This window comes from Corynebacterium sp. ES2715-CONJ3 (assembly GCF_024814365.1).
GTDB lineage: Bacteria > Actinomycetota > Actinomycetes > Mycobacteriales > Mycobacteriaceae > Corynebacterium.
In genome coordinates, this window is the sequence record NZ_JANUXS010000001.1 from 218,299 (window position 1) to 231,253 (window position 12,955).

A 12,955-nucleotide genomic window follows, 5' to 3' on the forward strand; every position below is an offset into this window, starting at 1 on the left:
TAGGCATGGGGTGACCCAGGATAAGTCGCACCTATTTTTCCATGCTCTATTTCTGCTGGTTACCACGGCAGATCTGGCTGTTATAGTTGGCAGGGGACTAAGTGGATCATCAGGATTAGCAAGGCCGAATGCACCGATAGGCGCCCTAGGGACTTTATAGAAGTTCGGGATATTTAAGGCAGGGTGTGCTGGAGCGTCCCTTGTATAGTCTGTTGACAATAGGCGAGGGGAGAGGTGCCAGCGCTCATATTCTATGTGCCAGATATTGTGCATCTCGTTCCTTGGGCAGCCTCCTTTAATATCGCAGTGAAAATCTTGCTACCTTATACGATATGAGCGAAAACTATCTCGAGAAAATCCACCAATTGGTTGCTGATGCTCAGGACTCCACCCGGGCGCTGGAAACCTCCAACGAGGAACAGGTTTTCGCGGAAGAATCTAAGGACGCGCAACTGCGTCGCCAACAAGCAGTGGAGGCCTGGCATCTGGTTGTTGACGCTTGTACGATCGCACTCAGCGATGACGAATATTTCGGGGAGCACAGTGGCTACGGATTCGAGGTGCCAGAGCCCACTCTGCAGGTACTGAAGATGCGCAATATGGCCTTCATACATATCCAACACCTCAAACAGCAGGAATTTGAGGTCACGGTGGATATCGCACTCATGCGTAGTCTGCTCGATGCCGCCGTGGAGCTATACAACAATTATCACCAAACGGAGCAGTTTGAGTTACGCATGATCCTCGTAGAGTTGGAATTGATGTTGTGGCGGCTAGCAGAAGTGGATCTTATTCGCACTGTCCTCGACGAACACGCTCATGGTCTAGAGCAGCAATGGAATGGCGAACCTGAGCAATTTTTTATCCATGTGGACTTTTTCCGAGCCCTCAAACTGTCCTCGGGGCGCTCTATTGAGCGGGCGCGAGCGTTGGCTATTTTTGCCCGGAGATATCCCGAATTTGGAAATGAAACGGGTCTCGATCTCGTATTCGCAGCATTCCAAATCAGTATCAGTGATTTTATGGCACAACCCACCAAGGAAACAGCGGAGATCCTGTTACTGTGTTCCGAAGCTATCGCCCTGTGGGACACACTTTCGCAAGAATTCGCGCAATCTTTGGCGATCCGCAATTCCGTGGCGACAATCGCCAAAATGAGAACTCAGCTCTTCCTTGAGGAATTTCTTGAGGCTCAAGACGAGGAGATGATTGCCGAAAACCACATAGAGATTTCGGTCCTCAGACTGCATATGATGATCAGCGAAGCTGCGGAAATTGAGCTCGAGGCCAGCAATGAGTCTAATGCTTTAGTCGACGCCACGGATGAGTTCATTGGACTTATTGAGGAGACTGAAGTCTACGAGCCACTTATGATCAAAGTTCTCTACGACGTGAGTAACAAACTCATGAGCGAGGGATTCCTGCGCGCTGGGGCGCGCCTGGGAGCAGCGATTGAACCTTTACTCCGCGGTCATATGGATCTCATTCCGCCCATTTTCCATGCCCCCCTGCGGATGCTAATGATAAACAGTGCAATCATCTCCCGCGTCGACCTTCAACGCGCCTTAGGATTAATTGGGGAGATGCGTCTGGAATTAGAGATGGCAGAGTTCTCAGACGAGTTCTATTCCACATCCACTAATTTGGCAACCACTCAAGCCACCGAAATCCTCGATGATCTTGAGCTCGCTGTTTACTATCTGCTGATTAACACCGAAAACGAAGACGCGGTGACCGCCCAGGGCGTTAGCGCTGCAGAAATTCAGGTGATCAAAGGCCTCGACACAAAGCTTTCCAGCCTTGAGGAAGCACAACGTTTAAGAGACCGCGGAGCTTTTGAACCAGCCTTAGAAATCCTAGAACAGGGTGGGGCTCTCATGGGCGAGCAACGCATAGGCGGTTTGCAAACCTTGGGCGCGCAAGCGACCCAACTTCAAGGTGAGCTGCAAAAGGCTCGTGTCAGTCAAGGGAAAAAGGTACCGAAGGTCGCAAAAAATACAATAACCGAGGGGGTAAAACGGAACTTCTTCAATAGGGAGCCTGCACTGCAGCTCTTGAGGAAATTCCTCAGGCGCAAATAAAAAACGCGGGCTCATAGTGACCCGCGTTTGTTCGATTTGCCCTAGGCGTCGAGATCTTTTTCGATCAAGGCAGCGATTTTCTCTACGGCTTCAGGGTTTTCCGAAACAACCGTAACTTTGTCCCCTTCTCTGCGCCGAGGGCCATAATCATCAACGAGGACGCAGCGTCAGTTTCGTCATCGTCTTCGCCTTCAATGCTTAGGAAGATGTCCTCATCAAATTCACCAGCAGCCTCGGCAATGATGGAAGCAGGGCGGGCATGTAGGCCGACTGCGGAGCCGACAACAACGGTCTTAGAAGCCATAGGAATGGATCCTTTCAGTAAAAGTGGACGCATAAAGTGCCCACCGGGTCATTAAACTCATTCTCTTGTATTAACTCAGAGCTATACGTAGCTGCGACGTTAGAAGTCGCAATTCAAGAGTCAAACTTGATTCTAGGCAATTATCGACGCTTGTGCTACCTAAGTGGGTCTTTTAAGTCCATTGGCTAATCTTTATGCGCTCCGGATGTACTCCAGCGGGGTCTGGTATCTCGGTCCCTGGCAAAGAAGCGGCGGCGCAGCCATAAGCGGTCGCCAAAGCTAGAGAGTCGGGGTAAGACAGCCCCCTAGTACGCCCCATGAGATAACCCGCCAGAGCGCAGTCACCCGCGCCGACCGTCGAGCGCACATTGATATGTGGCGCCTTAGCGAAAAATATGCCGCTTTCTGTAGCCAATATTGCTCCTGCTGCTCCGAGAGTGATCAATAGTTCCTTGACGCCGCGCTTGAGAATCTTCTGTGAAGACAAGATGATAGGTTCGATATTGTCGTCGAAGGCCTTTTTTTCCAGCATTTCCCCGGGTATTCCGATAATCTGGCCGAGTTCGAAACTATTGGGGGTGAGAAGGTCAGGCGCCGCTATCAGGAGGTTGTCGCTAACCGACTGCAAGGGAGCATCCGACGTATCAACAGCGATGTTGAGATGAGGGAATTCACCTTTGATAAGGGTGATGAGCTCCGTATAGAAAGACGGCGAGGTCCCAGGCGGCAGCGATCCGGCCAGTACCACCCAACTCGCATGATCAAGGGTGTTCAGCAGCAGGTCTACCAGTCGCAGTTGATCTCGCCTATTGAGGGATGCACCCTGGCCATTCAGCTTTGTCGTTATGCCCTTCGGGGAAGAAAGCGTGGTATTAACTCGTGTAGAACCTAAAGTTTCGAGGTTTCGGTAGGGGATCCCGGTCTGCCTGATGAGGGGGAGGAGCGGGTCAGATTTCGAACAAGGGAAAACTGCCAGAGTTCGGCGATCGGCCTTGAAGATAGCGTGGGATACGTTAATCCCCTTGCCTCCAGCTGAACTGAGTGACGTTTCCATGCGGTGCACTCCACCTGGACGCAGCTCGTCGTTTAGCAGAAAAGTTGTATCTATGCTCGGGTTGGTAGTGAGGGTGACGATCACAAAAATTACTGGCTTTCATCGAAGGCACCATGGCACAAAGCCGGGTTGCGCGTATGAAGAACAGGACAAAACGCTTTCCGTGTGGTGCTATGAGGGGCACCTGAACCGTTGCGGATCCCGCAACCTAGCTCATGGCTGAAATATCTCATAGTTGATACGGAGTTGATATCCAGCCATCGAAGCTAAGGTGCAGCTCAGTGACGCGCTGCTGAGAGGATAACAGGATCTTCCTTGAAGAGTAAGCCTTATTATTTTTAGATGTCAATTAAAACCCAACAAAGAGGGTGAGTTTTGAAGCCCGAATGTGTGAATCGTATTGCTTTTTTGGGATTTTTGTGGTGTTCTGGGTTTGTTAGCTATGTAAAAGTGAGGATGAATTATATTGACAAGCGATGTGACTGGTAACACGAAATATAAAGGTACTGGTGTGGTAGGGGGTGTCCGCTACGCGAAGGCTGTATGGATCAGCGCCCGCCCCGAGCTGCCCAAAGAGTCTCCCCAGCTTGCCGAAGATCTTCGGGCGCCAGAGGTAGAGCGCTTCGCTGGAGCTGCCGATATTGTGGCCGGACGCCTACTCAGGCGCTCGGAGCATGCCGTGGGCGACGCCGCTGCTGTACTGAAGGCTACCGCAGGTATGGTAAACGACCGTGGCTGGCGCAAGCTAGTGACCAAGGGAATCAAGGGTGGACACACCGCGGAGTACGCTGTGATGGCTGCTACCGATAAATTTGTGTCCATGTTTGAAGCCGCTGGTGGTCTTATGGCCGAGCGCACCACGGACCTGAAGGACATTCGCGATCGTGTAATCGCGGAGCTTCGCGGTGAACCAGAGCCTGGGCTCCCCGATGTCGATGAGCGCGTAGTGCTATTCGCCGATGATCTTTCTCCAGCAGATACCGCGGCGCTTGATACTAAATATTTCGTCGGTTTAGTCACGGAATTAGGCGGTCCTACCTCTCATACTGCCATCATTGCACGCCAGCTCAACGTGCCGTGCATTGTCGCAGCTGGATCAGAAATCACCGATATCAAAGCCGGAACGCACGTACTGGTGGACGGTTACCTGGGAACTATCGAGGTAGAGCCTCATCCGGAGACTGCTCAAGCAGCAGAGCGCAAGTCGAATGAATTAGCTGAGTGGGTCTCCAAGTGGCGAGGTCCGGCACAAACCAAGGACGGCTATGCTGTTCAGCTGTTGGCCAATGTGCAAGACGGTAAAGCCGCTCGCATTGCAGCTGAGGAATCACAAGCTGAGGGAGTCGGTCTATTCCGAACTGAGTTGTGTTTCCTGAATGCCACCGAAGAACCAAGTGTTGATGAGCAAGCCGACATTTACCGAAAGGTCCTCGAACAGTTCCCGGACTCCAAAGTAGTTGTACGCACCTTGGATGCTGGTTCTGATAAGCCTATAGCTTTTGCATCCCTTATTGACGAGACTAACCCAGCTCTGGGCGTTCGTGGTTTGCGCATCGCCTTGTCTAATGAATCACTGATGACCCGTCAGCTCGACGCTATTGCACAAGCTGCTCGTGAACTAGGCCGTGACGAGTCCGCTCCGACGTGGGTAATGGCTCCAATGGTAGCCACAACTCGAGAGGCCAAGTGGTTCTCAGATTTGTGCCGCGAGCGTGGCCTCGTCGCAGGTGCCATGATTGAGGTTCCGGCGGCTGCCCTTATGGCAGATAAAATCATGCAGTATCTAGACTTCGTCTCCATTGGCACCAATGATCTGACACAGTATACGATGGCCGCCGACAGGTTGTCTCCTCAGCTCGCCTATCTCACGGATCCATGGCAGCCAGCCGTGCTGCGTTTGATCGATCTCACGTGCAAGGAAGGCCAGCGGACGAATACCGCTGTTGGCGTTTGCGGTGAGGCAGCAGCAGATCCCATGCTTGCATGCGTGCTCACCGGTTTAGGTGTGAACTCGCTATCAACCGCTGCGACAGCTATCGCCGGAGTGGGTGCACAGCTAGCAGCCGTTGATTTTGAGACCTGCCAGAGAGCTGCTCAGGCTGCTCTCCACGCAGACGGTGCTAAGGATGCCCGCGCCAAGGTGCGTGAGATCCTCGAAGGTTAGAACTAATCCCGCTAGTAGCTATGACTAGCGGGATATTTTTGTGCCTAGTCTGCGATTACTACCTCTATATTGTTTTCCTTCAGTGCTTTTACAAAGGATTCGGGGGCATTGGAATCAGTGATGATAACATCGATATCTGCAATCGAACCAAAGCTCACGAGATAATCTGTACCCATTTTAGTCGAGTCGCACAGGACGACGATCTTGCGTGCATTGGTGATCATGGCGGATTTAATAGCAGCCTCTTGCGCGTCCGCTGTCGAGAGACCGTGATCAAGCGTGAGGGCATTAGTCCCTATAAACGCAACCTCAGCACGCAGCAGTGCGAGGGTTCTTAGTGCGGTATCACCGACAACTGCCTGGGTAATTGAGCGAACGCTGCCTCCGAGTAGCTGGATTTCGTCGAGACCTGAATTGGCCAAATTAAGAGCAATGGACAAAGAATTAGTGACGATCGCCCATTGCTTGGCTTGGGGTTGTAGCGCGATGATATCTGCCAGGGCTGCTGTTGTTGTACCGGCATCAAGGAATATTCCTCCCTGTGAAGGCGGAAGGAATCTGACCGCTGCTTGTGCGATGGAATTTTTTGCCCCCGAGGCGGAACGGGCTCGGGTATCGAGGGGATATTCAGTGGTTTGAAAAGTCTGGTTCGCCACCGCGCCTTCGTGGACCCGGTGGACGACACCCTCGCGATCTAAAACCGCAAGATCACGTCTGATTGTCTCGGCAGTGACATTAAAGCGTGCGGCTAATTCGGTGACGTTAACTCGTCCTTCCACAGCGGTAAGAGAAGCAATTTGGCGGCGGCGTTCTTCTGAATACATGGTCTCAATCACTCCTCATATTGCCCCGAGCATGTGCGGCGGGTGCCCTAGAAACGGGCATAGGCCTGCGAGAAATAATGCCCGTTTTCTTTTTGTTTGGAAAATTCCTCCCTTTATTCTTGCATGTTTATGTGGGGAAAATCAGAAGTGGCCGTGCGATCACGACCTAAAAACCACACCTATACCTCTACGAGGCCGCTCAAATTGACTCATCTAGCTGGGGAAAAACTGATAAACACACTAGTTCTTTGTTTATGTTGTTTCCTGTGATTTCACTGACAATTCCGTTTCGGGGGTAATGTTTGTACCCCCGCAGGGTTCGGGCGGCAGTTCCTAAAAGGTGCGAAATACCGAGACGACCTTTCCCAAGATTTCGGTTTCGGGAGTTGCGGGGATGGGGTCGAAGACTGGGTTGTGTGGCAGCAGCCAGATGCCGGTTCGATCTTTTCTGAACTCCTTGACCGTAGCTTCCCCATCGATCATAGCCGCCACAAACTCGCCGTTATTGGCAACAGGCTGAGATCGGATGATGATATAGTCGCCGTCCAGTATTCCGGCGTCTTGCATGGACTCGCCAACGACCTGGAGCATGAAGAGGTCGCCATCACCTACAAAATCTTTGGGGACAGGGTAGTAGGTGTCGATATTTTCCTCGGCTAGAATCGGGTTGCCTGCCGCAATCGCCCCGACGAGCGGTATATAGGAAGTATGTGCACGATCACTCTCGTCTTGAACACTGATGGGTTGAGAATCCTTCTTGGCGGCAGTGCGCTGTGGAGAGAGGTTAACCTTGATATCAACAGCACGCGGCTTATTTGCATCCCTTTTTATATAGCCCTTGCGCTCGAGCTCTCTGAGTTGATAGGCAACAGAGGAAGTGGACTGCAAGCCAGTGGCATCCCCAATTTCTCGGATGCTGGGCGGGTAGCCGCGCAGAACCAGAGCGTCGTTGATGACTTGGAGGATGGTCTCCTGGCGCTTTGATAATTTCTCCCGAGCTAGAGTGCCAGAAATTTTGGTTGCGTCGGAGGTCTTCTTGGAGGCCATAATGCGCTTTCCTTGAGTGGGTTGGTCCTCGCGAGTTGACTCGCCAAGGTATTCGATTATTTAGTTTAAGGCACCGTGTTCGATTGTGCGAGTTTAGATGTAAAGAACTCCGAATTATTAGAACGCACTTACTATTTGCGCGATAGTGTTCGAAAAATCTTCGCCCACCCAAGGCGTTCCTGAGCAGCAAAAAAATGAGATTTCACACTTGTATATTGACATATCTCTCGAACATGAGCATAATTCGAACATAGTTGCTAAATGGATAGTATTGAGCCCCGCTTTGGATCTGTGGGGACGTTAAATTCGAACATAACTGTTAGAAATAGATCATGAGTCCAGACCCGGTGATTTTAGCGAGATATAAGGAGCCACACCATGACGATATTAGAACCATTGAACAAGGCAGATGCTGTTATGGTTCCTCCGGCTGAGGTTTGGGATGGAGGAGCTATTCGATCGCTCACGCATAGTAGTAGCGGACCTCGTTATATACGCACGTTGTCTTATTCGCTCGTATCCAACCCCTTCGAGCATGAGCCGCAGCGCGGTACAACCTATCCGGAGATAGTTTCTCACGACGAAGGTGATAGCGCTTGGAAAAATTATATTGCGGGTGGCATCTTTGGTCTTTTCATATTCTTCGGACTGCTCGTCGCTAACGACGAGGGGGCTAGTAGCCAACCCGACGGGGAAAGTGCATATGCCGTCGCTTCCTATTCCTCGATTCCGCTGGGTGGTTAAATCGGGGCGGTCTATGATGTAGGTAAATATCGCTTTTTATCCGAAAAGGTATGAGTACGACTATGCACTGCCCCTTCTGTCAATATGAGCAATCAAAAGTGATCGACTCTCGGGTCGCCGAATCTGGTGCGGCGATTCGACGCCGGCGCGAGTGCATGTCGTGTGGCGGGCGCTTTACCACGGTAGAAAAAGCTCAACTACTCGTGATGAAGCGGAACGGCCTCACTGAACCCTTTAGTAGGGAAAAGGTGATTGTTGGAGTTCGAAGAGCATGCCAGGGGCGCGATGTGGGCGATGATGCTTTGAAGCTTCTTGCGCAGCAAGTGGAGGCCACTGTCCGGTCGCACGGTTCCTCGCAGATTCACGCCAATGATATTGGTTTGGCTATTCTCGATCCACTGCGAGAACTCGATGAGGTGGCCTATCTTCGATTTGCTTCGGTTTATAAATCGTTCGAATCAGCTGCCGACTTTGAGGCTGAGATTCGCCTGATGCATCGCCGCGAGCGCGAGGCTGAAAACAACTAAAAAGATCCAAGGGATGGAGGGAGTATGCCCCCATCCCTTTTAAATTTATGTCAGGCGAGTGATAGCTTTACTAATTTTTGCTTCTGAGACCTTTTCCGCTGTGCCTAATCGCTGAGCAAAGAAACTGACGCGTAACTCCTGGATGAGCCACTGAATATCTTTGACCTCACGTGACCGTCGCCGCGCTGGGGGGAGGTTCTCGATGCGAAGTGATAACTGATCTTCAAGCTTTTCAATTCGATGCTGATACTCTGCATCTCGATCGGGGTTGGCCGCCATATCATCGAGCCGATATTGCATGGCTTTGAGATACCGGGGAAGGTGTCGCAGACGTCTTATCCCATAAATCGTTAGCGCTTGTGCTGGTAGCAAGAACGCTAATTGCTTCCTCATATCCTCGATGGCCTCGCCGGTCCAGTTGTGTAGCTCTGCAGAAACAGCCAAGTATTCGACCAGTCCTGGTGCAATATCTACAATCATCCTGCGCACCCTAGACGGAGCATCATTTCTGATGAGAGCCTCTAATTGCTGGTATCTCTCTGGGTCTCGCACCGGGCCACCGTGATCGATAAGTGCATCTCGAATTGCTGCGATACGAGCATCGTTGACGAGTCCGTGCGAACCTCCATGGGGATAATTCTCCACCGCTACCCGTTGCTTGAGACTAAGTCCATTAAGCATCCTTTGATCGTTGACGTTAATGGCCCGCATCAACAGGGTCATCGTACTGGTCATCATCGCCTGCTCAGCTTCGGCCCGGGTGCCCATCGCCTGAATAGCTACGCCCTTTTCAGTAACTACTAATGCGGGATAGGTGGTCACGGGCAGTCCGTCGACCGTGGCAGCCGCTTCCTCGGCGATAGTTCCTAAAGTGTCGGCAGCCCACGTCTGTGAAATGCGGGTATTGACGTTTTGGGAAATATTTGCCACGGAGGACTTGATTTGATCCGAACGCCGCTTTTTTAGACGAGTGAGATTGCGGTCGTGATCAATGACCTTCCCGCGACGATCGATCGCGGCGTAATTCACTTTGAGGTGATCAGGAACTTTTTCCCAATCAAATGCGCTAGGGCTTAAACCTTGGGCACCTAACTTTCCTAGTTGCTCTGATAACTGTGCGGTTAACGGAGTAGAAAGTCTGGCATCGAGGAGGGGGAGAACTTTTTTCGCAAACTCTGGAGCTGGAACGATTTGTCGCCGCAGAGGTTTGGGTAGCGATCTGATTAATTCAGTGATGAGCTCTTCGCGTAGACCAGGAACAAGCCACTGAAATGGATCTGGGTCGAGTCCAGCCAGCAGCGGCACCGGGACATAAACCGTGAGGCCATCATTATGGCTGCCGGGATCGAACTCGTAACTGAGTTCCAGCTTCATATCTTTAAGGTGCCAGAAGCTTGGGTAAAGGTCCTCGGTGATATCGCGGGCTTGTTCGTTGACCAAATTCTCGGGATTGAAGTCTAAAAGATGCGGATTTTTCGCCCGATTCCGCTTCCACCAATTATCAAAAGAGCGCCCCGAAGCAATATGTTCAGGGATTCGTTGCTCGTAGAAATCGAAGAGCGTGTCTTCGTCCACGACGATATCGCGTCGGCGAGCGCGGCTTTCGATGTCCTGTGCGCGGTCAAGTTTTTCCCTATTCTCGTGGAAGAAAGAATGGTGAGTGGTCCATTCGCCCTGTACCAGAGCGTGGCGAATGAAGATATCCCGGGCAGCTCGCAGATCAACTCGGTGATAGGGGACAAGCCGGTCGATGACAACAGGAACTCCGTAGAGAGTGGACTTTTGGTACGCCATCGCTGCCGTCTTTTTTGCCGACCAGTGCGGCTCCGAATACTGATGCTTGAGAAGCGGGCCACCTAATTTTTCCACCCACCGTGGATCTATTTCCGCAACATCGCGGGCCCAGAGACGCGACGTTTCTACGAGTTCGCCAGCCATCACGCACGGCGCCTTCGAAGAACTGAGCGCGGATCCGGGGAAAATCATGAACCGAGTATTGCGGGAGCCTCGGTATTCTTTGCTGTCCAGCTCTCGTATACCGATATGGGAGAGAAGACCCGATAATAGAGATTGGTGCAAGGCATCAGTCTGATTTTGGTCTATGAGCAAGTCGTGTGACTGAGAAAGTCCCTGCTTTTTTCCCCGAACAAAATCACTGAGCTCCTGCACAGTAGAAAGGTTCCACCCTAATTGGGAGCAGATATTTATCAGCTGGTGAACTAAGTCAAACCATTCTCTAATGCGCATATAGTTGAGATATTCTCGGGATACACGCTTGCGGAATTGGTTGCCAGATAATTCTTGGCGAATCGTTGCCAGATATTCCCACAGATTGAGATAGGTCGAGAAGTCGGATTTCTTATCTTTAAATCGGGCATGGAGTTGATCCGCCTGAGCTTGGCTGTCGAGGGGACGCTCGCGAATTTCTTGGATACTCATGGCGGCTACGACGATCAGGGCCTCTTTCAGGCACCCCAGTTTATACGCTTCAACGAGCATACGGGCCATACGTGGGTCGAGCGGGATGCGAGCCACGTCTCGACCAATTGGGGTAAGTTTATAGCTCCCATTTGCTGTTTCCGTCTGTTCGAGGGCGTTGAGTTCATGCAGCAGCAATACTCCGTCCCGGATGGCCTTGGTATCGGGGGCTTCGATAAAAGGGAAGTCCTCGATATCGCCAAGGTTGAGAGCTGACATTTGGAGAATAACGCTGGCTAGATTCGTTCTCAGAATTTCAGGATCGGTAAATTCGGGGCGAGATTGGAAATCTTGCTCCGAGTACAGCCGTATAGCTACACCGTCGGCTACACGTCCACATCGGCCGGATCGTTGGTTAGCGGAAGCCTGGGATATCGGTTCTATAGGCAGCCGCTGGACTTTGGTGCGAACCGAATATCGCGAGATTCGTGCTGTGCCAGTGTCAATCACGTAGTGAATCCCTGGAACTGTGAGGGATGTTTCGGCGATATTGGTTGCTAAGACTATGCGCCTGATGGAATGTGGGCTAAAGACCTTGTGTTGCTCATTATTAGATAGGCGTCCGAAGAGCGGAACGACCTCTACACGTGGCCACCCTCGGCCCTCAATTGCCTCGAGTGCTTCTCGGATTTCGGCCTCGCCGGCGAAGAAACATAGGATATCGCCCTCACCGTAGCTCATAAGTTCCTCGATAGCGAGAAGAAGCCCATCGAGAGGATCCACTTCTACCGTTCGATCTGCTTCGACCAATTCCAAGGGGCGGTAGAGAATGTCCACGGGGTAGATTCGCCCCGATACCTCAATAATGGGTGCGGGCTTATCAGGCGAGGGTCCAAAATGACGCGCGAAGCGTTCGGGATCAATGGTTGCGGAGGTGATAATCACCTTAAGGTCTGGGCGCTTAGGCAAAAGCTGTTTGAGATAGCCGAGCAGGAAGTCAATATTGAGACTCCGCTCGTGTGCCTCGTCGATAATGATGGTGTCGTAGTTGTTGAGATAGCGGTCTCGTTGCATTTCGGCCAGCAAGATACCGTCCGTCATCAGTTTGACAGCGGTCGCTGGCCCAACCGAATCGTCGTAGCGGATGGCATAACCCACGGTTTCGCCTACACGTTGGCCGAGTTCTTGGGCTATTCGTTCCGCTACGGTTCGTGCTGCTAGTCGACGGGGCTGGGTATGCCCGATGAGCCCCCGTCGCCCGCGCCCTAAATCTAGACATATTTTGGGCAATTGCGTGGTTTTACCTGAGCCAGTTTCGCCAGCGATAATAACGACCTGGTGATCGCGGATCGCTGCCGCTATATCGTCTCTACGGCCGGAAACAGGAAGGCTAGCAGGGTAGACGATGTCGGGTACGAGCATACTGCGCGAATGGACGAGTTTTTCGGCGCGGGTGATATCATTCTCGATCGCACAAAGGGCCTTCAGGCTGCGTGCTTTTTTAAGTCTGATACCAAAAACTCGGGCATCACTTAGGCTCACATTATCCAAGCGAGCTCGAAGCGTATCTCTTAGCTGCGAGTGCGCTGGATCTAGCTGTGTCTGATTGCGTCGCCGGCGACCTCGCTGATTTGTGTTGTGGTCATGTGATGTAGGTATAGACATAGTTGCTAAATCACTTTAGTGTATGGAAAGGGTGGCGCCCATTTTAAGGGCCTCACATTGAGGGGTGGTGCCAGCAGTGGTGAAAGTTTTTGGATACCCTTATATCCGTATTCGTATTTCACGTAAC

At 51.7% G+C, this 12,955-nt stretch carries 8 protein-coding genes and 1 pseudogene; 4 read left to right on the forward strand and 5 right to left on the reverse strand.

Annotated features, from left to right (window positions below; translation table 11 throughout):
- The first annotated feature begins 332 nt into the window (after positions 1 to 332).
- A complete protein-coding gene (locus NXT00_RS00990; protein ID WP_259157728.1) occupies positions 333 to 2,081 on the forward strand; it encodes a hypothetical protein in 1,749 nt (582 codons plus the stop codon).
- Between the two features lie 41 nt (positions 2,082 to 2,122).
- Here the strand turns inward: NXT00_RS00990 and NXT00_RS00995 are convergent.
- Positions 2,123 to 2,385, reverse strand: a pseudogene (locus NXT00_RS00995) (HPr family phosphocarrier protein).
- Positions 2,386 to 2,557: 172 nt separating this feature from the next.
- A complete protein-coding gene (locus NXT00_RS01000; RefSeq protein ID WP_259076464.1) occupies positions 2,558 to 3,523 on the reverse strand; it encodes a 1-phosphofructokinase family hexose kinase in 966 nt (321 codons plus the stop codon).
- 394 nt (positions 3,524 to 3,917) lie between these two features.
- Here NXT00_RS01000 and ptsP point away from each other — a divergent pair, with 394 nt between their 5' ends.
- Positions 3,918 to 5,603: a phosphoenolpyruvate--protein phosphotransferase gene (gene ptsP / locus NXT00_RS01005; RefSeq protein WP_396124890.1), complete on the forward strand. Its 1,686-nt coding sequence runs from the start codon at positions 3,918 to 3,920 to the stop codon at positions 5,601 to 5,603.
- 44 nt (positions 5,604 to 5,647) lie between these two features.
- Here ptsP and NXT00_RS01010 read toward each other — a convergent pair whose 3' ends face one another.
- Both NXT00_RS01010 and lexA read right to left on the reverse strand, forming a co-directional pair.
- The gene (locus NXT00_RS01010) at positions 5,648 to 6,427 is read right to left on the reverse strand and encodes a DeoR/GlpR family DNA-binding transcription regulator (RefSeq protein WP_259157729.1); all 780 of its coding nucleotides are present in this window, start codon (positions 6,425 to 6,427) and stop codon (positions 5,648 to 5,650) included.
- A gap of 333 nt (positions 6,428 to 6,760) precedes the next feature.
- The gene (lexA, locus tag NXT00_RS01015) at positions 6,761 to 7,474 is read right to left on the reverse strand and encodes a transcriptional repressor LexA (RefSeq protein WP_259076468.1); all 714 of its coding nucleotides are present in this window, start codon (positions 7,472 to 7,474) and stop codon (positions 6,761 to 6,763) included.
- A gap of 378 nt (positions 7,475 to 7,852) precedes the next feature.
- Between lexA and NXT00_RS01020 the strand changes: the two genes are divergently transcribed.
- Positions 7,853 to 8,218, forward strand: coding sequence for a hypothetical protein (locus tag NXT00_RS01020; RefSeq protein ID WP_259076470.1), 366 nt, complete (start codon positions 7,853 to 7,855; stop codon positions 8,216 to 8,218).
- Positions 8,219 to 8,280: 62 nt separating this feature from the next.
- The gene (gene nrdR, locus NXT00_RS01025; protein ID WP_259077094.1) at positions 8,281 to 8,745 is read left to right on the forward strand and encodes a transcriptional regulator NrdR; all 465 of its coding nucleotides are present in this window, start codon (positions 8,281 to 8,283) and stop codon (positions 8,743 to 8,745) included.
- Between the two features lie 45 nt (positions 8,746 to 8,790).
- Here nrdR and hrpA read toward each other — a convergent pair whose 3' ends face one another.
- Positions 8,791 to 12,828: an ATP-dependent RNA helicase HrpA gene (gene hrpA, locus NXT00_RS01030; protein WP_259157731.1), complete on the reverse strand. Its 4,038-nt coding sequence runs from the start codon at positions 12,826 to 12,828 to the stop codon at positions 8,791 to 8,793.
- Positions 12,829 to 12,955 lie beyond the last annotated feature (127 nt).

Bases quoted from the DNA above. Each gene is read 5' to 3' on its own strand.
- NXT00_RS00990 (WP_259157728.1), top strand. From the start codon at position 333: ATGAGCGAAAACTATCTCGAGAAAATCCACCAATTGGTTGCTGATGCT.
- NXT00_RS01010 (WP_259157729.1), bottom strand. From the start codon at position 6,427: ATGTATTCAGAAGAACGCCGCCGCCAAATTGCTTCTCTTACCGCTGTG.
- lexA (WP_259076468.1), bottom strand. From the start codon at position 7,474: ATGGCCTCCAAGAAGACCTCCGACGCAACCAAAATTTCTGGCACTCTA.
- NXT00_RS01020 (WP_259076470.1), top strand. From the start codon at position 7,853: ATGACGATATTAGAACCATTGAACAAGGCAGATGCTGTTATGGTTCCT.
- nrdR (WP_259077094.1), top strand. From the start codon at position 8,281: ATGCACTGCCCCTTCTGTCAATATGAGCAATCAAAAGTGATCGACTCT.
- hrpA (WP_259157731.1), bottom strand. From the start codon at position 12,828: ATGTCTATACCTACATCACATGACCACAACACAAATCAGCGAGGTCGC.